Here is a 26330-nt window from a genome sequence, read left to right as displayed (position 1 = left end):
ATCTTGGACCATGTCATTGATTTCGGTATCGGGAAGCTATTCGATGTGGTGAAGCCGCAGGCACTCCTCGGCACCTCGTCCACCGCACCGGAACTGGTGGCGGCGGTGCGGGCCGCCGCCGACCGGATGTACGACCTGGTCGACCGAGAACCGGAACTGTTGCGGCTGTTACTGGTGGAGGCCAGCGCCATCGATGCCGAACTGGCGCAGCGGTTGCTCGGTTTGGAGGCGATGGTGGCGGTATGGGTGGCTGGTGAACTGCGGCGCGGTGTGGACGGTGGTTGGGTGCGCGCCGATATCGACCCGGACGTGCTGGCACACACCGTCCTCATGTTGATTATGCCCGGTGTGGTGAAAGAGATACGGGGCGTGGGGAATCCGAGATTGCGTGCGCACTCGACCGATATGATGCAGGTGATGTTGGAGAAGGCGCTGCGGGTGCGGACGGTGGGCGCTTGAACGACTCCCATTCGGGTATGGCCGCCCGCTCTGCCCGCCGTCGTGCCGAATTGGTCTGCGCTGCCTATGAACTCGTCATCAGTCGCGGCTACCGCGCCATTGGTGTGGACGATATCGTCAGTCGCGCGGGCGTCAGCCACGGCACCTTCTACAACTACTTCGGCAATAAGCGCGATATTCTCGACGCGGTCATCGACCACTGCTTCGATGTGATTCGCGAACGCCTCATCGGCGTGGATACCATCCCCTCCACCTTCGACGAATTCCGCGACCGCCACGCCCGCGTCATCGACCGCTGCTACGACCTGGTGGAGGGTGAGCCCGGTCTGGTGAATTTCCTCCTGCTCGAAGCGGCCTCGATCGACGACCGGGTCATCGAACGCGTTCTGAACAATGCCCAGATCGACGGCGAGGCCGCCGCGCAGGAGGTGGGCCTCGGTATCGAACAGGGCTATCTCGACGCCCGACTCGATGTCCGGATCGCCGGTGAGGTGCTGCTGTCGGTCCTGACGTCGGCCCTGCTGGCAGCGGTACACAGCGAGACGGTCGGGTTGACCCGCGAACGGGTACGCACCCAGCTGACCGATTTCCTGTCCGCCGCCCTGGGCGCCGAACAGTAGCGCGCGGTTCAGTCGTCGGCCGTGCGCGGCTTCGCCAGTAGTGGCGCACGGCCTCGGCGAGGAACGCTGCTGTTCTTGCTGTGACGGTCGATGTCGCGGTTGCCTTCGCACCTGTTCCGGGAGAGGGAGATTCGGACGGTAGCAGCCAATACTCGAGTCGACGCCCGCGAATTCCTAGCATTCGCCGGGAAACGCCGCAGCGAGGTGACCGTGCATCCGTATTCGCTCGACGAAGCCGACCAGGCGCTGTCGGATTTGGCGCGGGGGCGTTTCGCGGGTGCGGCGGTATCGGTGCCCTAGCGGCCGATTGCCCAGAGGGCTCCGGTGTTCTACCGACTGTGACACGCCGTCGACACGCCGAAACTTTCGTTCCGAGTTTCCGATTCGAGTCATGTGCGAGCTGGGGGAATGCTTTCCTGAAAAGGGTCAGCATCATTGCAGCAAACCTGATTCGGAGGCTGGGGAGCGGCTATGCACCGCACGGGACACGAAGAGGTTCAGCCCACCAGAAGACCATGGCTGTGGACGGCGCTGGCGGGGTTGACGGTGGTGGCGGGTGCCATGTGGATCGCCCGCCCGCAACCGGCCTCCTGCGCCACCACCACCGCGGTGACGACCGTCAAGGTCGTTCCACCCATTATCGAACCGAGTCCGATCGCGCCGGAACAGCTTCCGATTGTCGAGGAGCGGCTGCCGCCGGAAACGCGTGAGGCGCGTTTCTATCACATCAGCCCGGGCGTCGCCTGTTCGCTGCCGGACCTGCCGCTGGACGGCTTCTATATCGGCGTCCCCACCGGCGAATACGACGGCTCGCTGCCCTGTGGCTCCTATGTCGATATCGACGGTCCGCTCGGTAGCGTGCGTGCCCAGATCGTGGATCGCTGCCCGGGCTGCGCCCCCCATCAGTACGACCTCAGCACCGCGGCCTTCGAGCAGGTCGCCGATCCGGCTGCCGGTGTCGTCGATATCTCGATCAGCAAGGTGCGCAACCCAACTCCGCCGCCGCAGCTGTCCTACCGAGTCCAGCAGGGCTCCTCGGGCGACTGGCTCGGCGTGCTCTTCGCTGGAACCGGGAATCCGCTGCGGGAAGTGGCGTTGCGCCCCGAAGCCGGCGGCGATTGGCGGGCCATGCGCCGCGGTTACGACAACTACTGGTCGATCTCCGGCGCGGGCGCGGGGCCCTTCACCATGATGGTCTCCGATATCTACGGCCACGATGTGCTGGTGCCGGGTGTGGAAATCGAACCGGAGCGGGTGCGCTACACCGATATTCGGATGTACGACAACCCCATTGCCGCGCCACCTGCCCCGCCCACGCCGATTCCGGTGACGACACTGGTCACCACGGTGGTTCCGGCATATCGCCCCTGCGTTCACTAGCCGGTTGTGTCGCAACGATTTCGGTTCGGCAACCGGTGGCCGAACCGGCCTGCCGGTCGGCGACGGCGTCAATCGGATATGGCATCATCGAAATAGAACGTGTTCCAATTCCGCCCGCAGGGAGGCGGCACGTCGGGAGGCTTTCGATGACGAACAACCACGGCGGGGCGCAGCGCCCCGGTGAACGCCGCCGCTCACGGCGGCTGTCCTCGCGAGTATCGACACTGACCGAGGTTCCCGCGGGTGCGATGCTGGACCTGCCCGGCCGGGGCAGCACCTACGTGGTGGATCTGCCCGGCCCGGCACCCGATGCCGCGACGGTCATCCTGCTGCACGGTGCGGGCACCACCGCCATGCTCAACTGGTTTCCGTCGCTGAAGGAGCTCAATGAGCGCTATCGGGTGGTGCTGTTCGATCAGCGCTGGCACGGCCACGGTATCCGCTCGGAGAATTTCGATCTCGACGACTGCGCCGACGATGTGATCGCGCTCGCCGATGTGCTGGGCGTGGATCGACCGGTGCTGGCGGGCTATTCGATGGGCGGTATTACCGCGCAGCTGACCGCGCACCGGCATCCGGACCGCATCGGTGGGCTGGTGCTGTGTGCCACCACCTATCACTTCCAGGAGAAGTGGCGCGAGCGCGCCTTCCATCGCACCCTGGCCGCCATCGCGGGCAGCTACGCCGAATTGTCCTGGCGGCGAGCCAATCTGAAGTCCGCCAAACTGCCCGAGCTGCCGTTGAATTCGTGGCCGGTGGGGCGGATGGACCGGTGGGCGATGGGGGAGATGCGCAGTCTCAGCGGCTGGGCGCTCATGCAGGCCGTTGCCGAGCTGGGACGGTTCGATTCCTCGTCCTGGCTGCCGAATGTGAAGGTGCCGACGGCGGTGGTGGTGACCACGCGGGATCGGGCGCTGCCGGTCTACCGTCAGCTGGAAATGGCGAAAATGATTCCGGGAGCGCGGATCTTCCTGGCTGCCGCGGGTCACGCGGCCTGTGTACTCGAGGCGGACGCCTTTGTCCCCGAACTCCTCGAGGCTTGCGAGTCGGTCGTCGGTCGGATGTAGGGCCCCGAACGTCAGTGCTGGTTCCGGGCCGCCTTGAGCAGCTCGGTGATCACCTCGGGAACGGCGTCGGCGATCCGCTGTACATCGGGTACGAGTTCGCGGCAGGCGATGAATCCGAAGTCCATATCGCCCTCCTTGGTCAGTACGGTGGTGGTGAGTCCCGCACCGTGGAATACCGGACCGAATGGATACATACCCGCGACTCGGAGACCCAGGAAGTACATCGGGAAACTGGGGCCGGGCACATTGGACACCACCAGGTTGTGTACCACGGGGTGGTGCTCGGCCAGCTTCAGCGAGGAGTAGGCGCGTGCGGCCAGCTGGAAGGTGTTGGGCGGTGCGTACTTCGCCCAATCCTGGAGGAAGTCCGCGCCGATGAGATTGTGCTCCTCCTTCGCGCCCCGATTGTCCTCGGCGATGAGCGCCAGCCGCTCCACCGGATCGGCGATATCGGTATGCAGCCGGGCGAAGATGGTCGACACCTTATTGGTGCCCTGTTCGTGCCGGGAGGTGTGGTGCGTGGAGACCGGCACCGAGGCGATGAGCGTGGAATCCGGGAGCTCCCCATGTGATTCGAGGTAGCTGCGCAACGCGCCACCGATAACGGCGAGTACCACATCGTTGACTTTCACCGCGAACGCCGACTTGATCTCCTTGATCTCGGCGAAGTCGGTCTGCACGAACGAGATCGCGCGGTGTGCGGTGATTGCGCGGTTGAAGGGTGTGCGCGGCGCGGTGAACGGCAAGGGCATGCCCGCGGTATCGGACTGCCGCCGCCGCTGCACCAGGCCACCCAGAATCCCGAGGGTTTGCGGCACCATGCCGACGATGCCGAGCTTGCCCGGAAGTTTGAGCGCGGCCTCGGCGGCCAGGAGTAGATCGTTGGGTTCGCTCTCGGGTTCGGCGGATTCGGTATCCGGCTCGCTGTAACGCACGCCGGGCTCGAGATCGCACAGGTGCATCATCATATTGGTGCCGGTGATGCCGTCGACGATGGCATGGTGGTACTTGGAGATGACCGCGATCCTGTTGTCCGGCAGGCCTTCTACGACCCACATCTCCCACAGCGGCCGATTGCGGTCCAGGGGTCGTCCGGCGATATCGGCGGTGAGTTCGGCGAGCTCGCGTTGCCCACCCGGGGCGGGTAGTCCGACCCGGCGCACGTGGTGGTCCATATCGAACTTCGAATCCCTTACCCACACAGGGTGATCCAGATTGAGAGGCACCGCGTGCAGACGGCGTCGCATGGCCGGGATGAGATGTATGCGGCGGCCGAGTTCGGCTTTGAGCTCGTCGAATTCATAGGGCAGATCATCCGCGCCGGGATCGAGAATCAGTAGCGCGCAGACATGCAGGAGTTGGCTGTCGGTTTCGAGGTAGAGGAAGCTGGCGTCCAGCCCGGTAAGTCGTTCCATATCAACACACTATGGACACACGTTCTACTTCGTGCGTGGTTCGCGTCGAGTGGCCGGACCGGAGCCGGTGCCGGTGCGTTGCCTCAAATTCGCCTGGAGATAACAAGTTTGAGATGGATACGAATGGGCTCCGGTTGGGTATCCATACAGTCAGTACGTTGCCGCGAGTGTTCACTCTCCTTACCTTGGGACTCATAGCCGGGTGAGCGTCACTTGTCACTGACAAGAGTCACCCGGCTTCTCACAACGGAGTGAGAGGGTGAGGACAATGAGCGGTCGAAAGGTGTTGCTGCCTGGAAATTGGCGCATAGCTTGGGCGTTCGCCGCACTACTGGTGCTGACGAGCGCGCTCTTCCCGCTACACACCCCGCAGGCGGGCGCCACCTGGTGCGCCGATGTGGATGTCGTAGTAGTGCGGGGAACGGGCGAACCCGGCTGGCTGGGCGACGTGGTGGGCAATCCGCTGTACGGAATGCTCCAGGACCGGTTGCCTGTTTCCACCAGCGCCTATCCGGTGGCGTATCCGGCGGACCACTCGTTCAACCTCGGTGCCGGTACCCAGAATCTGGTGGGGCACTTGAATTATCAGGCCGCCACGTGTCCGGGTCAGCGGTTCGTTCTGGTGGGATACTCCCAAGGTGCGGCCGTCGTGCACGCGGCGTTGGGAACCGGTGCGGTGAACTGGTACCCGGGTCGGGTGCAGCTGCCGGGTGATATCGCCTGGCGGGTATCGGCGGTACTGCTCTTCGGCGATCCCATGCGGGCCATTGGCTGGGGTGTGCCGGGGGAGTACGCCGGGCGGACCGGAAACTGGTGCACCGGTGGCGATCCCATCTGCGGTGGCGGCGCGAACGCGGCCTCGCATGTGGCGTATGGCCACAGCTTCGTCGCGGCGGCCAACTTCGCGGCGGATCGGATCTGACCGAACCCAGGGCGGGCCGCGACGAAACATCCGGCCCCGGCGGAATTCCCGCCGGGGCCGAATGTCGTTGTCCGGGTGATACTTACCAGTGCAGGCCCGGGATCACATTGGTGATGCGGGCGGCCGAGCCGGGCAGTCCCATGAGTGGCTGCACAATGGGGGCCAGCGCCAGCAGCGGGCTGCGCGACTCCTGGTGCGCGCCGGACGCGTCGGCCCGCGGCTTACCTTCCTTGGCGGCCTTCGATTCGCCCAACCGCTGGAAACCCTGGTGCAGGATGGCCTTCTTCACCGACGGCATGACCGTATCCACGAACTGCGCGAAGGTACCGATCGGGGAGTCGATCCGGCTGGGGCGCTTTTCGAGGGCGCGCACCACGATGTCGGCCGCCTGATCCGGGGTGTGCACCGGAATGGACTTGTACAGATCCGTCGGCGCGATCATCGGTGTACGCACCAGCGGCATCCGCACCGAGGTGAAGGTGATGCCGGCATCGGCGTTCTCGACGGCGGCGATCTCACTGAAATTGTCCAGGGCCGACTTCGACGCCACGTAGGCGGCGAAGCGCGGAACCTTGGTCTGTACCGCGATGGAGGAGATATTCACGAAGTGTCCGAAGCGGCGTTCCCGCATGGACGGCAGCAACGCCAGGATGAGCCGCACCGCGCCGAAGTAATTGACCGCCATGGTCCGCTCGAAATCGTGCATACGCTCGGTGGAGTTGGCCACCGAGCGGCGGATGGAGCGGCCCGCGTTGTTCACCACGTAGTCGACGTGATCGTGGTCGGCGAGCACCTGCTTGACGAGCAGCTCCACCGACTTCTCGTCGGTGATGTCGCACGTGTACGCCAGCGCCGCACCACTTTCAGCGCGTACCTGCGCGGCGGCGGCCTCCAGATCCTCGGCGGTACGGGCCACCATGAGTACGGTCGCGCCGCGACGGGCGACGGCGTGCGCGGAGGCAAGACCGATACCGGAGGAGGCTCCGGTAATGAGCACGACGCGACCGTCGAGCGCGGTGCCCTCGGTGCGGCGGGCCCGGTCGGGATCGAGGTTGGCGCGCCAGTAGTCCCACAGTGCCCGCGCATAGGTATCGAAGGCGGGAACCTCGAGACCGCGCAGCTGCGCCCGGGTGGAATCGGCGACGAATTCCGATTCGAAGGAGGTGTGCGGGGCGACCTCGGCGGGAATGCCCAGGCGTTCCAGCAGGAAATCGCGCACCGCGGCGACGCCCGGAATATGGCCGAGCGTCTCGAGTGCGGCATGACTGCCTGGGACCGCGCCGATTCCGGCGGGCGCTCCGGCCGCCGCGGCCAGCGCGGCATAGATCTCGCTGAATGGCTGCGGCGTCGGATTCACCAGATGGAAGGTGCGGCCGACGAGTCCGGGCTTGCGAATGAGCTGCACCATGGCCTCGGCCACGTAGTTCACCGGGACGATATTGGTCGCGCCCAGATCCGGCAGCGGCAGCGGTAGGTCGGACGGCAGTGCGGCCATTCCGGAAATGGCCGGGAAGAAGTAGTACGGGCCGTCGATCTTATCCATCTCGCCGGTGCGGGAATCGCCGACGATAATGGCCGGGCGGTATACCCGCCAGCGCAGTCCGCGAGCTTCACGGACCAACTTCTCGGCGGCGAATTTGGTTCGATGATAGGGCGAATCGAGGTGCTGTCCGAGGTCGAAGTCATCCTCGAAGAACTTGCCCTTGTGATCGCCCGCGACCGCCACGGAGGAGACGTGGTGCAGGACGGCGTTGCGTGCGGTGGCCAGTGCGATGACCGCCGCGGTGCCGTTCACATTGGCGGCGTGGGTGGTGTCCTCGTCGGCGGTCATATCGTAGACCGCGCCGAGGTGGATGACATGATCTGCGTGGGGGGCCGCTTCCTCGAGACCGAGTCCCGGTGCGGTGAGGTCACCGATGAGTGGGAATACGCGGTCGGGTGCGCCCCAGGTCGCGGCCAGTTCGCGGAGCTTCGCGACGGACGCCTCCCGGACCAGTGCGTGAACCACGGCGTCGGTGTCGCGGTTCAGCAGTTCGGCCAGGACTCGTCGCCCGAGAAATCCGGTTCCGCCCGTGACAATGTAGGAAGTCATCGTCCCCTCCTTATTTTCGAACCTGTTGGTGTCCAACGGTGTTTGGTGTCCAACGGAGTTCGTCCGACATGCGTCGGTGGATGCGGACGTGGATGCTGAAGATATGAATGCCCGGCCCGCTATCAGAAGTCGGGCCGAAGTAGGAACAACTCCGTGCCTAACTGGTGAGTAACTTTACGGCTCACCCATTTGACGGGGCAAGTCGTCGGGCTGTGGGACTGGTCACCTCGGTCCATTCCGAGTTGATATGTGTAACAAGTATTTTCGTGTAACCGCTCGACGCACTTGGCAAATCTGCGGTTAATGGTGGGTCTACTCGGTCGGCTCCTCGAGCCGGTAGATCGTGCCGGCGTTCGCGCGATAGAAGAAATCGCTCTCCTGTTCGGTGGCATCGGCGGTAACCATGCGGTCGACGGTGGCGAGGAGTTCGCTGTAGCTTCCGGCCATGCGGTCGATCGGCATATTGGAGCCGAACAGCAGTCGCCGCCAACCCCACAGGTCAGCCGTCGTCTCCAACCAGAAGGCGAGCGAGTCCCAGGACAGGTCCGGACAGACCATGCCGAGACCGGAGACCTTGCACTTCCAATCGGTTTCCTTGGCGGCCAGGGTGATCGCCTTCTGCCAGGCGGTCCGCTGGTCCGGGGCGGTACCCGCCGGGGAGCCGAGGTGTTCCAGCACGACCCGCAGATCCGGGTATCCGACCAGGAAGTCGATCCAGTCGGCCATATCGTCGGGCGCGCACACCAGGTCGAAGACGGCGTCGCGGTCGCGCAGCCAGGAGACGATGGTGTCGGCAGAGGGAGTGTTGGGCGACAGGCCCCGATAGACGCGGATACCGCGAAATCGGCGGCTGCGGGCTTGTTCCTCGAGGTGTTCGACGAGTGCGCCGGTGCCGAGGCCCGGGTCGACGGAGCCGATGACAGCGACCGGTCGTCCCGCGGCCAGCTGGTCCACCCAGCGCGTTTCCTCGAGGTAGGCGTGTGGGGCGGTGGCGGCGGAGACGTGAACCAGGCCCGATACCCGGGTGGGTTCGGCGGCGCGGTCGTAGTCGGGCAGTAGGAAGTCGTCGGCGAGGCCGGGATGGCCGGTGTGCGTGGCGAATTCACTGAGCCGCGGGTACCACGAATGGTGAGTGGTGGTATCCCACAGATGTATGTGCGCGTCGACGACTGAGCGGTCGAGCATGGGGCGCTACTCCTTCACGCTGAAATATCAAGACATGCTGAAATATTCAAGACATGGTGATGCCGCCGCTGACGCTGATCAACTGGCCGGTGACGTAACTGGCCTCCGGGCTCGCCAGCCACGCGATGAGCGCGGCGACCTCATCCGGTCGGCCGAGACGCTTCATGGGGATGGCCTTCTCGAGAGCCGCGAGATTCCCCGGATGGTGCGCCATGGTGCGAGTCACCAGCTGCCCTTCGATCGGACCCGGACACACCACATTCACGGTGACCTGTTCTCGAGCGAACTCCCGCGCCAGCGACTTCGCGAACCCGAACAGACCCGATTTGGTAGCCGCGTAGACCGCCTCCCCGCCCGCCCCGGCCCGCGCCCCATCCGACGATACGAAAACCACCCGTGCCGAATCGGCGTCCAGCAGACCGGGTAGTAGCGCCTTGGTGAGCAACATCGGCCCGCGCAGATTCACCTCGATCATGGCGTCCCAATGATCGACGGAGCCGGCCAGAAAGGGGGTCACTATCGCCAGACCAGCGCAGTGTACGACGGCGGAGATGGTGCCCCGCAGCGTGCGCGCGACGGTCTCGATGCTGTCGGCGTCGGTGAGATCGAGATGTGCCGCGGTGGCCTTCGGGCCGAGTTCGCCGGCGACACGCTTCGCTGCCGCGGCGTCGACATCGGCAACCACAACCCCGACCCCGGACTCCGTTATCCGTCGGGCCACGGCCCGACCGATATCCCCCGCCCCACCGGTTATGAGCACTCCGCGTTCGTCGCTGCCTCGGGCCACTGCCTCACCTGCGTTCGCATTCGTGATTCGGTTCCGAACTATGAATACAGCATGTGGGCGACATCGATAGGCGTTGTCGCTACCCGACGGGGTGCGGCAAACCGCCGCAATGCCGGGGCGACTGCCCGCCCTTTCACCAGCCCCTCAACCCCTCCCTGCGCCACCGCCCGGCGATACACGGTGGCCGCCTCCCGGCAGACCTCGATAGTCAGATCGATATCCGCATCGGTATGCGCGGCGGAGGTGACGAACGACTGCCCGAGCACCCCCCGCCCCACCAGCTCCTGCAAGAACAGCGTGCGGAACTCCTGCGACGGCCTGCCCTCGGGATCCTTGGTGAGGAACACCGAACACGAAGGCCGCCCGACGACCTGAAGGTAATCGCCGATCCCCAGCTCGGCGGCAATGGCATTGACGCCCTCGGCGAGGCGTCGGCCCGCCCGCTCCATCCGGGCGATCGGATCGGTTGTGGCATAGGCCCGTACGACCGCGCGGAAGGCGGCGAGCGACCCGGTTTCCGGACCGTGCGTGGTGGAGAGCAGGAAGACCCGCTCGGCGTCGGTGCGCAGTCCACCCAGTTCCATGTATTCGCGTTTGCCCGCCAACGCCGAGATCGGGAAGCCGTTCCCCATGGCCTTGCCCCAGCACGAGAGGTCGGGTGTCACGCCGTAGACCTGTTGCGCACCCCGGGCCGACCAGCGAAAGCCGGTGATCATCTCGTCGAACACCAACAGTGCGCCGTGCTGATCGCACAGTGCGCGAACACCTTCCAGAAATCCAGGGGCCGGTTCGGCGAGGGCGGTGGCGGCCTCCATGAAGACGCAGGCCACCGGCTGTGCCCGCAAAACGGTGGCCAGTGATTCGAGGTCGTTGTAGCGAAAGCGCGCTGTCGCCGTCGGTGGAATGCCCGCGTTCATGGCGGTCGTGCCGATGAACCAGTCATCGACGGAGAAGAACGGTTGATCGCTGATGGCGATGAACTCCCGTCCGGTCGCGGCTCGCGCCAACCGTACGGCGGCGGTGGTGGCATCGGAGCCGTTCTTGGCGAATTTCACCATGTCGGCACCGGGGACCAACCGCAGGAAATCCTGTGCGGCAAGCAATTCGAGTTCGGTCGGTCGGGAGAAATTGACGCCGTCGGCGATGGTTCGCGCGACGGCCTCCACCACGGGCTGGTATCCGTGTCCGAGGGTGACCGAGCGTAAACCCATGCCGTATTCCACATACTCGTTGCCGTCGCAGTCCCAGACATGGGATCCGCTGCCGCGCACCAGGACCGGGGCCATGGATTCGGGATACTGGTCGGCTCCTCGGGCGTACGTGTGCGCACCGCCCGGCACCACATCGTGCAGCTGCTCCTGAATCGCATTGCTGCGGTGGAAGTCGCGCATCGGTTCCCTTCTGTCACCGCCGTCGGCACACCCCACCGACACATCACCCCGGGGCCGGTCCATATCGCCTGGGCCCGCGCTCGCGATCCGAATCCCCTGTCGGCCAAGTGTATGTCAATCGGTGCAGGTAGGTCGGTTATTGCGGAGTCGGAGGCTAGTGGCCGGCAGCGCCTACTGAGTGCGATCGTCTCGCGGGCATCGCTCCTCGAGTCGGTGTCGACTACGGCGTACAGCGTATGTAGTCGACGTAGCAGCGGTAGGGCTGCGCCGATGTCGGGCATGGCGCGGGCCGCACCGGTGCCGTCAATCTTCGGGGCACCGGAACGAAAACCCGGTGCAGTAGGGTGATCGGCAGTTCGTGGCAGTCGGAGGTAGGCAGGTAAGGCAGGTGGGTCGGACGCTGACTCAGGGGCAGACGTTCGCCGGCTACCGGATCGAACGGCTGTTGGGTGCGGGAGGGATGGGCGAGGTGTATCTCGCTCAGGATCGGGATCTGCCCCGGCCGGTGGCCTTGAAGCTGCTCGGTGCGGCCGTCGCCGATGATCCCGAGGTGCGGGCGCGCTTCCTCCGCGAAGCCGATACCGCCGCGCGGCTGTCGCATCCGAATATCGTGGCCGTGTACGCGCGAGGACGCGATGAGCACCGGCTGTGGATGGCCATCCAGTACGTCGAGGGCACCGATGTGGCGGCCGTGTTGCGGGACGGTCCACTGCGGCCGGACTACGCGGTGCGGATTGTCGGCGAAACGGCGAAGGCCCTCGACCACGCCCACCGTGCGGGTGTACTGCACCGGGATGTGAAGCCCGCCAATATTCTGCTGGAGTGGGGGCCGCATCAGCAGGTGTACCTGGCCGATTTCGGGATCGCCAAGGCCCTCGATCACACCAGCGCCCTGACACGCACCGGCGAGATGTACGCGAGCCTCCAGTACGCGGCTCCGGAACAATTCGAGCTGGGCGATGTCGACCAGCGTGCGGATGTGTACGCGCTGGGCTGCACGCTCTACCACATGCTCACCGGTGAGCTGCCGTATCCGGGCGCGAGTACCGCGCAGGTCATCAATGGGCATCTGAATACGCCGATCCCACTTCCCAGCGTTCGGAACCCCTCGGTACCAACGGCTTTCGATCATGTCATCGAACGTGCCCTGGCGAAGGACGCGCGGCAGCGGTTCGGCAGCTGTGGGGAGCTCGCCACCGCGGCCGCGCGGGCGCTGAACGGGACGTACACGCCCGCGCCGGGCACCTCGCAGTCCGGCGCGTTCGGACCGATATCGAATGTGTACGCCCCCACCGTGAACAATTTCGCGACCACTCGGCGCGCGGCCCCGGACCGCCCGCGTGGCCGCCGCCAGCGGTCGGCCCTCATCGTGGCAGCCGTCATCGCCGTCCTGCTCACCTTCGGCGTCGGTGTCGGATTCTCTACCGGCGCACTGCACTTCAGCTTCATCGGCGGCACCTCGGGCGGCGGCGCCCCCTCTGAGGGCACCCGTCAAGCCGCCGAACAGGCCGCCTGCGACTACGCCGAACTGATGGTCACCTACGACTACGAGACGCCGTCCAACTGGGAAGCCCAGGTCGAGGCCGGGGCCACCGGTACCTGGAAAGTGCAAGCGCCCCAAATGTTCCCAGCGCTACGCCTGCTGATGGCGACCGATTCCGAGAAGTCCCGAGCCGGGGACGCCACCTGCACCGTGACCTCAGGCAATGACACCCACTACGAGATCACCGCCGAGGTCGTGCAGATCAACACGACCGAGGGCAAACCCGAGACCACCGAGACGAAGAGTCTGGCCATGGCCATGGACTATGTGGACGGCCGATGGCTGTGCAGCAAGTGGGTCAGCGAGGCGTTTCCCAACTGAGACTCACCTGTCCAGCCGTGCCTCGAGTTTGCGGATTTCGGCGAGCAGCCGATCGATATCGGCCTTGGTAGCGGTTCGATCCTTATCGCGCAGCTGGACGAGTACCGTACCGCCCGGCTCCATGGTCGCCTCGGCCACGTCTTTCACCGACCGAGCGCCCTGATTGCGGATGGCCTGCCCGATATCGGCCCGCCGCAAACCCAGCTTCCACAGCCGATTGTCGAGATACTCGCCATTCTTGATCAGGGTGTCCGGTTTGCCCTCGAAGACCCGGCTCAGCCCTGGGTACTTCACGCTCGCCCGCACCACCACGGCATTGGTGGCGACCAGGGTGACCGCGCCGATCAACCCGCCCGCCAGCGAATTGTCATCGCCGATGACGGCGTTCTGCACCACATTCGACAGCAGCAGCATGACCACCAGGTCGAAGGTGTTGAGCTGCGCCAGGTCGCGTTTCCCGGCGACTCGCAGCAGCAGGGCGACCGCGAAATACACCGCGATGGTGCGGATAATCTTCTCCGGCACCTCGGTGCCGGGCATCAGCAAGTCTTGCCACATGGGAGTCAGCGTGCCGCACTGCCCGGTCTCCACGAAGTCGCCACGCCCGGCCGAACCATTCGTCGCGGACGCGCGTATGGCCGTGGCAGGGGCGGACCAACCATCGGAGACCCATGCGACGTTTCGTCCTGGCCATAACAGTGGTGGCCGCGGTGTTCTCGACCCTCACCGCGAGCGCGATCTCCACCGCCCGCCCCGAAGCCCTGGCCTCCCTGCTGCGACCCGGCCTCGATGAGGTGGTGCGGGCCGCCGATGTGCCGGGCGCGCAACTGATCGTGACCGTCGGGGATCGTGACGTTCAGATCGATAGCGGGGTCGGCGATATCGGCACGAACACCCCCTTCCCGGACAACTCCCAGGTACGGATCGCCAGCAATACCAAGACCTTCGTGGCGACCGTGGTGCTGCTCCTCGTCGCCGAGGGCAAGGTGGACCTCGACGCCCCCGGTGGAGCGCTACCTGCCCGGCGTGGTGTCCGGGCCCGGTGGTGACGGCAACCGCATCGCGGTCCGAAACCTATTGCAGCACACCAGCGGAATCCCCGACTATCTCACCCGGATAGATCTCGGTTCGGTGGCCGCCCTCCGACGAGCCCAACCGGCGGACACCCTGATCCGTATCGGCCTCGACCAGGCCGCCGTATTCGAACCCGGGGCGCGGGCCGAATACTCGAATACCAACTACCTGCTGGCGGGCAGCCTGGTCGAGCGCGTGACCGGGGCGCCCATCGGGCTCGAGGTGACCCGGCGGATTCTCCTTCCGTTGGGACTCGAGGACACCTACTGGCCGCTCGCCCCGCTGGAGAACATCATTCGCGGGCCGCACCCACGCGCATACCATCAATTCGGCGCGGCGCGAACCGATATCACCGATATCGATCCGGGCTGGGGACTGCCGGACGGTGCCATGGTCTCCACCGGCGCGGACCTCAATCGATTCTTCACGGCACTGCTGTCGGGCCGGATCCTCGCCGAAGCCGAACTCGCGCACATGCGCAGCACCGTCCCCAGCGGCGATGCGCGCCGACAGGAGAACTTCGGGCTCGGCCTGTTCCACCACACCACCTCATGCGGTATCGAGGCATGGGGGCACGGTGGTTCCATGCACGGCTTCTTCGTCTACGGTGCCGCGACGGCGGAGAAATCGGTCACCGTCAGCATGAATCAGTTGCCGGATATTCTGCGAGTGCGTACCGAGGGCGCGGATCTGGACGCGGTCGTCGATGCCGCCCTGTGTGGCGTCTGACCCGGGGCGTAGCGTCTGACTCGGGAGCCAAGCGGATTACCCTGGGGACGAAACGCTTTCGCTCATCCACGGGTGGATGGCGCCGACTCGCACGGTGCGATAGATTCGCTGCGGATTCATGCTCCTCCGTACTGGGATCGCCGGTGGTCACCGGCTCGCGGAAGGAAGACCATAGTGGGGATGTCTGGCGCGGGGGATGGTGCCGACGGATTCAAGGTGCTGGTGGACAGCGGCGACTATCGACTGCGCAATCGGGGCGATATCGCCATGATGGTGATGACGGTGGAGCGGTTGCGGCAGCGCTGGCCGAACGCCCGCATCGGCGTACTCACCGAGGAACCCGGCGTATTGCGCGCGGTACTACCCGACGCGGAACCGGTGATTGTGCACAGCGGCGGGTACTGGGGACGAGGCGGGTTCGCGGGACGGCTCGAACACGCCACCGCGACGAAACTGACAGGTCCGGCGTCGGTGTGGTGGCGCGCCGCGAGTGAGGTGCCCAAAGCCCGACTGCGCGAGGCGAAGTCGTGGGCGGTCTCGGGTGTGCACGCGCTCACCGGCGCGGAGTTCCATTCGAACACACCCCCGCGACCGCCCCTTCCGGCCGCCGTCGAGGACGCCGCCCTGGTCATCGCGCTGGGCGGCGGTTATCTGAACGATAATGATCAGCGCAAGGCGTCTCGCACCCTGGATCTTCTCGAACGCGCTCGCGCCCTGGGCATTCCGACCGCCATGCTGGGGCAGGGACTGGGGCCGTTGACCGATCCCCGGCTACGCGAACGCGCCGCCGCCGTACTCCCCGACGTGGATGTGATCGCCGTGCGGGAGGGGCTGCGCGGTCCGCGACTGCTCGCCGACCTCGGTGTCGCCGCGGACCGGGTACTGGTCACCGGTGATGACGCCATCGAATTCTCCTACCGCATGCGCCGCCCCGAGATCGGCACGGATCTGGGTATCTGCCTGCGAGCGGGCGACTCCACGAAGATCAGCGATTCCGCGCGCGACACCCTCGGCGCGGCGGTACGCGCCGGCGCCGCGGAATTCGATGCCACGCTCGCGCCGCTCATCCTCTCGGAGAACGATTCCGAGGACCGCCGCGCCACCCTGCCCCTGCTCTCCGGTGCCACGCGCACTCGGCCGGTCATCGGTCGCGCGGGTACCGCGGCTGAGGTGGCACGCCGGGTCGCACGCTGCCGGGTACTGGTGACCAGCGCCTATCACCTCGCGGTTTTCGCCCTCTCCCAAGGTATTCCGGCCATTGGTGTCACCGCCTCGCAGTACTATGACGACAAATTCTATGGACTGGCCGACATGTTCGGTGCGGGCCTGCGTGTCGTGCATCTGGATTCCACTGATCTCGAAAGGGAGCTCGCCCACCAGGTGCGGGACCTCTGGGTGGCCGCACCGGACCTGCGCGACACCCTGCAGCACAAAGCCGTCGAGCAGATCGACGCCGGCCGGGCGGGCCTGGAACGGGTGTTCCGGCTCGTGGAGGACTGACTGATCGGTCCCGGAGAACCCGCACGACTGAGCACAGGGGGAAATATGGTTTACCTGTCCGTGTGCGTTCCGGCCTACAACTCGGCCCGAACCCTCGAGGAAACGCTGCGGTCGATACTCGGTCAGGACGCCGAGATGGAAGTCGTGGTGCTCGACAATGCCAGCCGCGACGAAACCACCACCATTGCCGCATCTTTCGACGATGGTCGCGTTCGGTTCCTCCGCGATGAGGAGAGGCTGCCGATCGGCGAGCATTGGAACAAGGTGGTCTCGCTGTCCACCGGCAAACTGGTGAAGATGGTCTGTCCCGGCGATATTCTGCTGCCCGGTGCGATCGCGGCGCAGTCGACCGTCATGGGCGACCGCGGTATCGCCATCGCCTCCTCGCGATTCGAGGTGATCGACGCGAACGGCGTGGTGGAACAGACCGGCCTCGGACTGCCCAGGCTGATCGGCGCGCACGATGCCCGCACCCTCATGCGGGTCATTGTGCGGCGGGGCCCGGTGGATTTCGGACCGACCGCGACCGCCATTTTCCGCCGTGTCGACTTCGACCGGGTAGGCGGCTTCCGCGGCGATCTGGTGCTGCCCATGGATGTGGATCTGATCGCGCGCCTGTGCGCCTTCGGATCCTTCTACGGCATGCCGGAAATCACTGCTGCCTGGCGTAATTCGAGCTTCGTGCGATGCGATAGCACCGCCACGGTGGGCCGGTTCACCGAGATGCTGCGCTTCCATCATCGGCTGGGCGGGGAGTATCCGAACCTGGTCGGGCATGCCGATGTCATCACCGGGGATCTGCGGCTGGCGCGGGCCGCGTTGGAGCGGTTGCGCGCGCTCGCGGTCGAAACGGCGACGCACCGGATCGCACCGACGCGCTGAGCAGAACCGCGCCCCAGCCCATTCCGGGGCTGGGGCGCGGTGTTCTCTTCGGTTCTAGAGCTGAAATCAAATGGTCCAGAGTGGGCCGTAGGTGATCACCGAGTCGCCATTGCTGCTGACAACGCGCACCCACGGACGAATGGTGACCTGCCCGATCACCCCGGTGACGGAGCCGTGGAATCCGGACATGCGGATATAGCCCTCATTGCCGGAGACATCACCACCCGTCGCCTCGACGGTTTGGATACCTGGTCCGAATCCGACGGAGAGTTCGATACCGGCCTTCGGAACGAGGTCGCCGATATGGAGGCTGGGATCCTGGTCGAGTTCGATACCGAGACTCGGCGTCGACCACTGGAAGCGGATCCTGCCATCGAGGGTGGCGGGGTAGCCGACCTGGTAGCCGGTGGCGATATATCCGGACCAGTCCTCACTCCTGGGGCCGGAGACCCGGAAGCTGGCGGTGCCATTGTGGAACCATTCGCGCGTCAACGGATTTCCGTCGAGCGGCGCTACGAAGTCGATGCGGGTGTCGGATTGGATGGCCTCCACGGTGCGGTCCTGCCGGTCCACAATGTGGTTGCTGCTGTCGATCCCGGCGGCCACCGTGCCGCCGCTCATGGTCAAGCCGACGGTGATCGCGGCCGCGATGGCCATGGTGCGCGCGGTTGCGCGCTGCTTACTACCCTTCATCTTTTCCCCAATTCCCTCATCAGGTGGTGCGGCGTAACAGCTACGCGTGCAAATGGATTCTATCGACGAAACATGTTGCATATCAGCAAGGTTCAGGAATTTCGACCACCCACCTCCCGTCGAGTTCGGGCCATCGGGACGAGACCTCCGGCAGTAGATCCGGAAGGGTGAGCAGAACTCGGTCCGGTTGCGCGGCAACGAGTTCCGATGGCGAGATAATGGGTACGTCGGTGCCGGACATTCGGCGGCCCTGTTTGGCCGGGGAGGCATCGGCCACCGCTGTCAGCAACCCGCGGTGCACGCCCGCCAGGTGCAGTAGCGCGACGGCTCGCGAAGCCGCCCCGTAAGCGTATACCCTGCGGCCCCAGGCAGTTTCGCGTTCCAGCCAGGTATGTAGCGCCCGCGACTGCCGGTCGGCGTCGCGTTGCAGTCGCCGCACCGTACCGACATCGGCGAGCCCGGCCTCGGTATCGAGAATGGCGCGCACGGTCTCATCGGGGGTGATCTGGGCGTGCACCGCGGCGACCAGCACCGTGCCGCCGTAGAGATCGAACTGCCAGGCGGTGGCCAGGCTCATCCCGGCGGCATCGAGCAGACGGCGCAGCGCGGTGAGCGAGTAGTAGGCGAAGTGCCCGTGCCGCAGGGCATTCCACTGTCCCTGCGCGACAATGGTGTGCAGGGAGTGGAATTGCAGCAGCAGCACCCCGTTCGTCGCGGTGGCATTGGCGCGTCGCGCGAAAGCCTGCAATTGGTCGGCCTCGTGCATGAGACCGAAGGAATCGACCACCACATCGGCGCGGCCGTCGGTCGCGGTGAAGCCGCGCTCGACCAGCAGGGGGACCCAGCTGCCGCCGTGCGGACTGCTGAACTCGCGCACCGTCCGCCCGCCCAGCCAGCCCGACGCCGCCACCCGTTCGACCGCGTCGGCGGCCTGCTCCCGCAGCGCGAGGGGTTCCACGCCTCGGGGTTCCGAGGTAGCGGTATCGTCCTGCGCCAGCTGCGCCAATCCACAGGCCGCACACAGATCCATGGCGAGCGGATAGCCGGACTCGGCTGCCGTCGGGGCCGCGGTGCGCGATGGAAAATTATCCGCCGCAGGCATTTTCCCGAGATCCAGCACCCGCGCCAGCGCGGTGCCGCCACATCCGCGACATCCGCGCGGTGGTGCGTGCCTCATGCGACCATGGCCTGGTGCGCATTGAAAGGACCGAGCTCGCCGACGTGCTGGTGCTGACTCCGCAACCATTTCGGGATGACCGCGGCCTGTTCACCCGCACCTTCGATGCCGGAGAGTTCGACGCCTTCCTGGGCCGACCCGGCGCAGCCGCCGCCTTCGTCCAGGATTCGCAGTCGCGCACCGTCGGGGGTGTGGTGCGCGGTATGCACGGGCGATCCGGGCGCGGGGAAGCGAAGCTGGTGCGATGCGCGCACGGTGCCGTACACGATGTGCTGGTGGATATCCGGCCGGATTCCCCGACTTTCGGCAAGCAACAGGCATTCCTTTTGGATGACAACGACTTTCGGCACCTCTACGTGCCGCCGGGCTTCCTGCACGGCTTCCAGGCGCTCACCCCGGTTGCCGACGTGTGCTACCGCATCGACCGGCCGCACAATCCGGCCGAGGATCTCGGTGTCGCCCACGACGATCCGGATCTGGCTATCGCGTGGCCGCGGCCGGTGACCCTGGTATCGGACCGCGACGCCGTCGCCGCATCCTGGCGCAGTCTGCTCACTCATCTCGCGCCCCGATCGTGATCCGGCGCAGTTCGTCGTCGAGCACGCCCGCCGCTTTCAGCGCCTTCAGCTGCGCGAGCCGGGTGAAGGTCGCGAAGAACCCGTCGGTGGTAAGTCCGCGCGTCAGGTATTCGGTGTAGAGTTCGGCGGCTCCGTCCGGGATCCGCCACTGCGCCTCGAATCCCAGTTCCCGGCGAGCGGCGGAGAAGTCGACCCGGTACGAACGCGGATCGCCGCCGCTTTCGCCGGTGATGACGAGCTTCGAGCCGGGCACCACATCCACCACCGCCCGCGCGATCTCGGCGACGGTGCGGTTATTGGTCTCCGCGCCCACGTTGTAGGCGCGACAGTGGATGGCCGCCGTGGGGGCGGTGAGGCAGGTGGCGAAGGCCTGGGCGATATCGTGGGCATGGACCAGCGGCCGCCACGGTGTGCCGTCGGAGAGCACCTTCACCTCACCGGTGAGCACCGCGTAGCCCACAAGATTATTGAGCACGATATCGGCGCGCAGACGCGGCGAGAAGCCGAAAGCGGTGGCATTGCGCAGGAATACCGGTGAGAATCCGGAATCGGCGATGGCGGCCACATCATCCTCGACCCGCACCTTCGATACCGCGTACGGCGTGAGTGGACGTAGCGGTGCGTCCTCGGTGACCAGACCGTCACCGGCCGCGCCGTACACCGAGCAGGTGGAGGCGTACAGGAATCGCCGCACCCCGGCCGCCTTCGCCAACCGGGCCAATCGCACCGAGGCGTGATGGTTGATGTCGTAGGTGATCTGCGGGGCGAGCGCACCGAGCGGATCATTCGACAGCGCCGCCAGATGTATCACCACGTCGAATCCGGCCAGCTGCTCCACCGTCACATCGCGTAGATCCACCGCCAGCCCGGGCGGATCCTCCGGTGCCTGTCCGAGTACGCATTCGGCGAAGAATCCGCTGTCCAGACCGACCACCTCGTGGCCCGCCGCCCGCAGCACCGGCACCATGACGGTGCCGAGGTAGCCCTGATGTCCGGTGACGAGTACCCGCATTACGAACCTCCGAAAGTGAGAACTGCCTTCTCCGAGACGAACGCCTCCGCGTGCGGGGCGCGACACTGCACGCCGCGCAGCCGGGACAGGCCGAGGAAGGACAGCTCGTCGTACCAGTCCCGATCCCGTTGGGAGGGATAATGTTTCATGAGGAGCGTCGCCTTCTGCGCGGCGATGGCCGCCGATAGCGGATGCAGCAGCGTCGGTTTGGGCGTATCGCTTTCCCATTTGAGGATCTCGTAGCCGAGAATGAGATGGTCGCGAAATTCGGTGGGGGCCAGTTCCGCCAGCAGCCGATGATCCTGATGGGCATCCTCGCGCTGCGGGGCGAACACCACATCCGGATTCGCGCGTCGGCGCAGGCCCGCCACCGCGTCCTTGGCCTTTTCCCAGTGGGCGGGGGTGCGGCCGTCCGGTAGATCCAGCACCCGCAGGTCGAGATCGGCCCCGGGACAGAAGGCTTCGAGGGCCGCCCGCTCCTCACGTGCGCGCTCGGTCCCGGCGCCACATAGCACCAGCGCCCGCACCCGCAGTCCCGCAACGGCATTCGACAGGGTCAGCAGGGTGCCGCCCATGCCGATGGCGAGATCGTCGCAATGCGCTGCCAGTAGTGCGATCTCGCGCACCACCTCGGTATCGAGTCGGATCATGAAGCGGGCCGCTCCCACACCATCCACGGCCGATCACCCTGGTGGTATCCGGCGTCGAGTTCGGCGCGCTCCTTGAAGGTGTCGGCCGGTTTCCAGAAGCCGTGATGTTGATAGCCGAACAGGCGGCCCTGGGCGGCGAGCGCCCCGCAGGCGTCCTCGACGAGGTCGCCGTTCTCCGGTAGATGGTCGAAGATCTCCTGGGTGAGTACGAAGTAGCCGCCGTTCTCCCAGATGGGCAGCTGCGAGACCGGGGTGATGTTCTTGACCTCACCCGCCGAATTCACATCCACACAGTGGAAGGAGGACTGCGGCGGCACGATCATCATGGATGCGGCCGCACCGGAGTGCATGAACCGGGTGACGACCTCGTCGAGGGGTGCGTCGGTGAGGACGTCGGCGTAATTGGCCAGGAAGTACTCCTCGCCGTCGAGGTGGTCGCGCACCCGTCGCAATCGTTCGCCGATGGGCGATTCCACGCCGGTATCGACGAAGGTGATGGTCCAGTCGCTGATATCGGACCGCAGTAGTTCGACCTTGCCACCGCGAATGACGAAGTCGTTGGATACCGACTCCTGATAGGTGAGGAAGAAATTCTTGATATGCGCCGAGCCGTAGCCCAGGCACAGGATGAAATCCCGGTGCCCGAAGTGGGCGTAGTAGCGCATGACATGCCAGATGAGTGGTCGCGGACCCACCATCTGCATGGGCTTGGGCGCGGCGTCTTCGACGCCGTTTCGCATCCGCATGCCGTACCCGCCGCAGAACAGCACGACCTTCATATCGATTGCCTTTCCACGTGATCCCCCAGCGCGGCGTAGTGCAGTTGCGGGAGGGGGTAGACGAGTTGCCCGCCCCACTCGGCGACCCGGCGCAGCTGCGCGGTAATCTCGGTTTCCAGATTCCAGGGCAGTACCAGCACCACATCCGGGCGATCGGCGTCGATGCGTTCGGGCGCGTGTATGGGTATGCGGGTGCCGGGTGTGTATCGCCCGTGCTTGTACGGGTTCCGGTCCACGGTGTAGGCGAGCAGATCGGTGCGGATACCGCAGTAGTTGAGCAGGGTATTGCCCTTACCGGGTGCGCCGTAGCCGACGACGCGTTGTCCGGCGTCGCGGGCGTCGAGGAGGAAGCGCAGCAGTTCCTGGCGGACCTGTTCGGTGCGTGGGCGCAGGTCCCGGTATCCGTCGATGGTGTGCAATCCGGCGGCGGCCTCCAGCTTCAGGACCTCGGCCACCCGCTCACCGGGTTCGGCCACCGCCTCGGGTCGTGCCCAGAGTCGTAGTGAACCACCGTGCGTGGCAAGCAGTTCCACGTCCACCACGGTCAATCCGGCGGTGGCGAGGGCTCGCTGGGCCGACAGCACCGTGTAGTACTGGAAGTGTTCGTGATAGACGGTGTCGAACTGTCCGAGCGTCACCAGATTCAGTGCGTGGTGCACCTCGATGGACAGCCAGCCGTCGTCGGCGAGTAGCTCCCGCAGCGAGCGGGTGAAGCCGCGCAGATCCGGAATGTGGGCGTAAACATTATTGGCCACAACAAGATCGGCCGGGCCGTGCTCGGCGCGCACCTTGCCCGCCAGCTCCTCGTCGAGGAATCCGGTATGGGTCGGTACGCCCTTGTCCCGGGCCGCCGCTCCCACATTCACCGATGGTTCGATTCCGAGGCAATCGATTCCGGCTGATACCAGGTGTTGCAACAGGTAGCCGTCATTGGAGGCCACCTCCACCACGAAGGAGTCCGCACCCAGGTCGAGCCGTCCGATTGCCCGCTCCACGAAGGTACGGGCGTGGCGTACCCAGCTATCGGAATAGGAGGAGTAGTAGGCGTACTCGGTGAAGGTGTCCTCGGGTGTGATGAGGGCCGGAATCTGTAGTAGTAGACAGTTTTCGCAGAGGCGTAGATGGAGTGGAAAGGTAGCTTCGGGAAGATCGAGTTCGGCCGCGGTCAAAAACCTCTCGCACGGCGGTGTGGCCCCGAGATCGAGCACGCTGATCAATCTCGTAGAGTCACATAAACGACATTGCACGCAGAATCCCCACTTTCACCGAGACCTGGGACCGACGATGTCGGTCTGACCTGAGGTCGGCTCGATGGGGCATTACGTTACAACAGGATTGGTGGGGCTCGAGGGCTACCGATACGCACTGGGGGGTGATTAGGGAGTGCATTTCTACTACCCGCAGAACCGAGCGTTCGGTCGGCTATCGACCGAGTCGTGCAGAATAAGTATTTCGTGCAGGGCGGAAGTATTTTTAGGGGGTCCTACCTGCGGTTTCTTCTTAGGGGGAGGATAGGGGAAATATTAGGAAACCGGTCGCATTGAACCCCGCAAACTATTGGAAACATTGGAGCGCTTACGGTTTCGCGACCTCTCCGCACTGCCATGTGTAACATTCGGGTCCCGGCTACCGAAAGAGTCGGTGGCATCATTGTGGCCGTCAGTCCATCGGGAACTGATCAGTGGGGATCGGACCGTGTTCTCCCGTGGGGGAGGTGCATTCGTTTCATGAGTTCTGAGATCGCCGCTGGTCGCGACATTCGTTCGATGCGGCTGCCGAGAGCCACGCCCAGGTCGGAGCGGGAGCGGTGGCAGGTCGACTATGTCCGCGTCCTGTGGATCAGTGATTTGCTGGTCATCTGTCTGGCTGTCGTTGCGGCGCAGGCGATTCGGTTCGGCGGACCTATCGACCCGCCCCTGACCTCCACTCTGCCCCTGGAAGTGCGCTACTCGGTGGTGTCGGCGCTCTTCGCCCTCGCCTGGTATGTCGCGGTCGGATTGAGCGGTGCCCGCTCACCACGTGTAATCGGTTCCGGCACAGAGGAATACCGGGGGATCATCGCCGCGACCCTGCGACTGTTCGGCGTGGTGGCCATTGTGTCGCTGGTACTGCAGGTGGATATCGCTCGCGGCTATCTCGCCATCGCCCTGCCGCTCGGAACCCTCGGACTGATATCGCAGCGGCGACTATGGCGGCGATGGGTGGTCGCGCAGCGGGCTCGAGGGGAATACCGCATCGGGGTGTTGGTGGTCGGCAGTCGCGACGCGGCGCGAGCCATGGTGGCGGCCTTCTCCCGCGATCCGGCATCCGGATACAACGTCATCGGGGTGTGCACCCCCGAGGATGGCGAACTCGTCGATCCCGCACTGGAAGTCGGCGATCGTGATATCCCCGTCGTCGGTGATGACCGGTCGATCCTCGAAGCGGTCAAACGCACCGGCGCCGATACGGTGGCCGTGACGGCCACCGATAATCTCGGCCCGGCCGACTTCCGGCGGATCGCCTGGGAATTGGACCCCCTGGGCGTAGAGCTCATCGTGGTGCCCGGGCTCGTCGATATCTCCGGTGCCCGGCTCACTCACCGACTGGTCGCGGATATGCCCATGTTGCATGTGGAGAAGCCGCGCTACGACCGCGCCACCTCGATTCGCAAGGCGGTCTTCGATATCGGCTTCGCGCTGGGCGCGCTGGTACTCACTGCCCCGGTACTGCTCGCCATTGCCGCTGCGGTGAAGCTCAGCAGTCGTGGCCCGGTGTGCTACCGGTCCGAACGCATCGGCCGTGATGGGCGGCCCTTCCAGATGATGAAATTCCGCAGTATGTACGTCGACACCGACGCACATCTCAACGCGCTCATCGAGTCCGGTGGCGGTGATCGGCGATTCGCGGATCCGCGCGACGATCCCCGGGTCACCCCCATCGGCCGGTTATTGCGCACGTACGGCCTCGACGAGCTGCCACAGTTCCTCAATGTGCTGCGCGGTGAGATGAGCATTGTCGGGCCGCGACCGCAGGTGCGGCGCGAAGTCGACTCCTACGACGGGACTATGCGGCGGCGGCTGCTCGTCCGCCCCGGTGTCACCGGCCTGTGGCAGGTGAACGGACGCGCCAACCCGACGCCGGAGGACGCGCTGCGCCGGGATCTGTCCTACGTCGAAAACTGGTCGCCCGTACTGGATGTGCTGCTGATCGCCAAGACGATCGGTGCGGTGGCCAAGGGCGATCGTTAGAGCGGTTCGAGCCCGGCCTCGGTGGCGGCCGAGGAGAAGCCGTCGTGATAGACAACGCCCTGCGGGCCGATCTCCGGGTCGCGGTAGTACCCCTGTTTGAAATAGACGCCGCCACCGCGCGGCATGAGGGTGCGCACCGTGCACCGCAGCTGTCCGTAACACGGCGCGGCGTCGAACATCTGGCGCTCACCGCCGACCCACAACTCGACGAATCCCGCCGAATCCCGCGCCGACCACCTGACGTGCAGTTTGATGTCGTTCCAGATATCGGGGACGATTCGCGTGCGCCACGGCGTGTACGTGGGTCCCGGGTTGCCGGGGGCCCACCATGTCGAAATGACCAGCCCCCAGTGGTCGTTCTCCACATTGGTCGGACCGGCGGCAATCGCCAGCGGCGGCGGGCCGTCCTCGTCCGCGTGCCACTGCGACAGCACGCTCCACCCCTGATCCGCGGGGAAGCCGCCCTCGAAGCGGGTGCTCCACTGATACCACCGCTCATCGCCCTCGTCGGCCCGGGTGGCCTCGCCACCGCTCACCTCCGCGCGATCTCCACAGCACAGCTCGGCGGGCATATCGCCCTGGCGAACCTCGAACCGCGCGCCGTACTGGCCCTGGCGCACAACGGACCGCTCGACCCGCATGCTGTCATTGGGCTTGGGATAGTTCACGCAGGGACCGCTCGTCACCACTATGTTCTGGCAGTTCTCCCACTGGTCGAAATTGCCGGTTTCGAAGTCACCCACGAAGCTGTCCCCGCGCGGGGTGACCTCGGGGGAGCAGGCCAGAGTGAAACATAGCAGCGAGACGCCGAACACGGTGGCCACGCTCATGGCGGAACTCCTGG

26 protein-coding genes are annotated in these 26330 nt (G+C 65.5%); 13 read left to right on the top strand and 13 right to left on the bottom strand.

What is annotated here, in order from left to right:
• Positions 1–3 precede the first annotated feature (3 nt).
• The 5 genes from NU1_RS43265 (at position 4) to NU1_RS16495 (ending at position 3526) form a co-directional block, all read left to right on the top strand.
• A complete protein-coding gene (locus tag NU1_RS43265; RefSeq protein WP_067522392.1) occupies positions 4–459 on the top strand; it encodes a hypothetical protein in 456 nt (151 codons plus the stop codon).
• Positions 456–1079: a TetR/AcrR family transcriptional regulator gene (locus NU1_RS16510; RefSeq protein WP_169815080.1), complete on the top strand. Its 624-nt coding sequence runs from the start codon at positions 456–458 to the stop codon at positions 1077–1079. Before NU1_RS43265 ends, NU1_RS16510 begins: the two co-directional genes overlap by 4 nt.
• 90 nt (positions 1080–1169) lie before the next feature.
• Complete coding sequence (locus NU1_RS16505; protein WP_067522389.1) at positions 1170–1379, top strand: MDR/zinc-dependent alcohol dehydrogenase-like family protein; 210 nt, start codon at positions 1170–1172, stop codon at positions 1377–1379.
• 171 nt (positions 1380–1550) lie between these two features.
• Positions 1551–2459, top strand: a complete 909-nt coding sequence (locus NU1_RS16500; RefSeq protein ID WP_067522387.1) for an expansin EXLX1 family cellulose-binding protein — start codon at positions 1551–1553, stop codon at positions 2457–2459.
• A gap of 146 nt (positions 2460–2605) precedes the next feature.
• Positions 2606–3526: an alpha/beta fold hydrolase gene (locus NU1_RS16495; RefSeq protein ID WP_084521492.1), complete on the top strand. Its 921-nt coding sequence runs from the start codon at positions 2606–2608 to the stop codon at positions 3524–3526.
• Positions 3527–3537: 11 nt separating this feature from the next.
• Here NU1_RS16495 and NU1_RS16490 read toward each other — a convergent pair whose 3' ends face one another.
• Positions 3538–4941 (bottom strand): WS/DGAT/MGAT family O-acyltransferase, encoded by a 1404-nt coding sequence (locus NU1_RS16490; protein WP_067522384.1) that lies wholly within the window; start codon positions 4939–4941, stop codon positions 3538–3540.
• A 268-nt stretch (positions 4942–5209) separates the two neighbouring features.
• On the opposite strand from NU1_RS16490, the gene NU1_RS16485 reads away from it, so the two are divergent.
• On the top strand, positions 5210–5863 hold the full coding sequence (locus NU1_RS16485) for a cutinase family protein (RefSeq protein ID WP_067522382.1): 654 nt from the start codon (positions 5210–5212) through the stop codon (positions 5861–5863).
• A gap of 82 nt (positions 5864–5945) precedes the next feature.
• On the opposite strand, the gene NU1_RS16480 is transcribed toward NU1_RS16485, so the two are convergent.
• The 4 genes from NU1_RS16480 to NU1_RS16465 form a co-directional block, all read right to left on the bottom strand.
• On the bottom strand, positions 5946–7955 hold the full coding sequence (locus tag NU1_RS16480; RefSeq protein ID WP_067522380.1) for an SDR family oxidoreductase: 2010 nt from the start codon (positions 7953–7955) through the stop codon (positions 5946–5948).
• A 312-nt stretch (positions 7956–8267) separates the two neighbouring features.
• Positions 8268–9140, bottom strand: a complete 873-nt coding sequence (locus tag NU1_RS16475) for an amidohydrolase family protein (protein WP_067522378.1) — start codon at positions 9138–9140, stop codon at positions 8268–8270.
• Positions 9141–9186: 46 nt separating this feature from the next.
• Positions 9187–9927 (bottom strand): SDR family NAD(P)-dependent oxidoreductase, encoded by a 741-nt coding sequence (locus NU1_RS16470; protein ID WP_067522376.1) that lies wholly within the window; start codon positions 9925–9927, stop codon positions 9187–9189.
• A gap of 38 nt (positions 9928–9965) precedes the next feature.
• Positions 9966–11318: a glutamate-1-semialdehyde 2,1-aminomutase gene (locus NU1_RS16465; protein WP_067522612.1), complete on the bottom strand. Its 1353-nt coding sequence runs from the start codon at positions 11316–11318 to the stop codon at positions 9966–9968.
• Positions 11319–11706: 388 nt separating this feature from the next.
• Between NU1_RS16465 and NU1_RS16460 the strand changes: the two genes are divergently transcribed.
• Positions 11707–13182: a serine/threonine-protein kinase gene (locus tag NU1_RS16460; protein WP_245720150.1), complete on the top strand. Its 1476-nt coding sequence runs from the start codon at positions 11707–11709 to the stop codon at positions 13180–13182.
• Between the two features lie 3 nt (positions 13183–13185).
• Here NU1_RS16460 and NU1_RS16455 read toward each other — a convergent pair whose 3' ends face one another.
• A complete protein-coding gene (locus NU1_RS16455) occupies positions 13186–13740 on the bottom strand; it encodes a DUF421 domain-containing protein (RefSeq protein ID WP_067522610.1) in 555 nt (184 codons plus the stop codon).
• A 113-nt stretch (positions 13741–13853) separates the two neighbouring features.
• Between NU1_RS16455 and NU1_RS41500 the strand changes: the two genes are divergently transcribed.
• From NU1_RS41500 to NU1_RS16440, 4 genes are all read left to right on the top strand, one after another.
• Positions 13854–14231: a serine hydrolase gene (locus NU1_RS41500; RefSeq protein WP_157552401.1), complete on the top strand. Its 378-nt coding sequence runs from the start codon at positions 13854–13856 to the stop codon at positions 14229–14231.
• Entirely contained in the window at positions 14188–14985 is a 798-nt protein-coding gene (locus NU1_RS16450; RefSeq protein ID WP_169815079.1) for a serine hydrolase domain-containing protein, read from the top strand. The genes NU1_RS41500 and NU1_RS16450 overlap by 44 nt, the downstream gene beginning before the upstream one ends.
• 180 nt (positions 14986–15165) lie before the next feature.
• Positions 15166–16485 carry a polysaccharide pyruvyl transferase family protein gene (locus tag NU1_RS16445; RefSeq protein ID WP_067522372.1) on the top strand — a complete coding sequence of 440 codons (1320 nt, stop codon included), beginning with the start codon at positions 15166–15168 and terminating at the stop codon, positions 16483–16485.
• 45 nt (positions 16486–16530) lie between these two features.
• On the top strand, positions 16531–17367 hold the full coding sequence (locus NU1_RS16440) for a glycosyltransferase family 2 protein (RefSeq protein ID WP_067522370.1): 837 nt from the start codon (positions 16531–16533) through the stop codon (positions 17365–17367).
• A gap of 66 nt (positions 17368–17433) precedes the next feature.
• On the opposite strand, the gene NU1_RS16435 is transcribed toward NU1_RS16440, so the two are convergent.
• Entirely contained in the window at positions 17434–18060 is a 627-nt protein-coding gene (locus NU1_RS16435; protein ID WP_067522368.1) for an MspA family porin, read from the bottom strand.
• Between the two features lie 82 nt (positions 18061–18142).
• On the bottom strand, positions 18143–19237 hold the full coding sequence (locus NU1_RS16430; protein ID WP_067522366.1) for a class I SAM-dependent methyltransferase: 1095 nt from the start codon (positions 19235–19237) through the stop codon (positions 18143–18145).
• A gap of 14 nt (positions 19238–19251) precedes the next feature.
• Between NU1_RS16430 and NU1_RS16425 the strand changes: the two genes are divergently transcribed.
• A complete protein-coding gene (locus NU1_RS16425; RefSeq protein ID WP_067522364.1) occupies positions 19252–19815 on the top strand; it encodes a dTDP-4-dehydrorhamnose 3,5-epimerase family protein in 564 nt (187 codons plus the stop codon).
• On the opposite strand, the gene NU1_RS16420 is transcribed toward NU1_RS16425, so the two are convergent.
• The 4 genes from NU1_RS16420 to NU1_RS16405 are packed head-to-tail and all read right to left on the bottom strand — an operon-like array spanning position 19790 to position 23503.
• Positions 19790–20827: an NAD-dependent epimerase/dehydratase family protein gene (locus NU1_RS16420; protein WP_067522362.1), complete on the bottom strand. Its 1038-nt coding sequence runs from the start codon at positions 20825–20827 to the stop codon at positions 19790–19792. The two genes, NU1_RS16425 and NU1_RS16420, sit on opposite strands and share 26 nt — an antisense overlap.
• The gene (locus NU1_RS16415; protein ID WP_067522608.1) at positions 20827–21477 is read right to left on the bottom strand and encodes a PIG-L deacetylase family protein; all 651 of its coding nucleotides are present in this window, start codon (positions 21475–21477) and stop codon (positions 20827–20829) included. Before NU1_RS16415 ends, NU1_RS16420 begins: the two co-directional genes overlap by 1 nt.
• Positions 21474–22256: a glycosyltransferase family protein gene (locus tag NU1_RS16410; protein ID WP_067522360.1), complete on the bottom strand. Its 783-nt coding sequence runs from the start codon at positions 22254–22256 to the stop codon at positions 21474–21476. Before NU1_RS16410 ends, NU1_RS16415 begins: the two co-directional genes overlap by 4 nt.
• On the bottom strand, positions 22253–23503 hold the full coding sequence (locus NU1_RS16405; RefSeq protein ID WP_067522358.1) for a class I SAM-dependent methyltransferase: 1251 nt from the start codon (positions 23501–23503) through the stop codon (positions 22253–22255). The genes NU1_RS16410 and NU1_RS16405 overlap by 4 nt, the downstream gene beginning before the upstream one ends.
• Positions 23504–23983: 480 nt before the next feature.
• On the opposite strand from NU1_RS16405, the gene NU1_RS16400 reads away from it, so the two are divergent.
• Positions 23984–25486, top strand: a complete 1503-nt coding sequence (locus tag NU1_RS16400; protein WP_067522357.1) for a sugar transferase — start codon at positions 23984–23986, stop codon at positions 25484–25486.
• Here the strand turns inward: NU1_RS16400 and NU1_RS16395 are convergent.
• Entirely contained in the window at positions 25483–26316 is an 834-nt protein-coding gene (locus NU1_RS16395; RefSeq protein WP_067522355.1) for a polysaccharide lyase family 20 protein, read from the bottom strand. The two genes, NU1_RS16400 and NU1_RS16395, sit on opposite strands and share 4 nt — an antisense overlap.
• Positions 26317–26330 lie beyond the last annotated feature (14 nt).

It is taken from the genome of Nocardia uniformis NBRC 13702, from assembly GCF_001613345.1.
Lineage (GTDB): Bacteria > Actinomycetota > Actinomycetes > Mycobacteriales > Mycobacteriaceae > Nocardia > Nocardia uniformis.
Note: the sequence above shows the minus strand (reverse complement) of the source record. Positions and strands in the feature narration are given on the sequence as shown.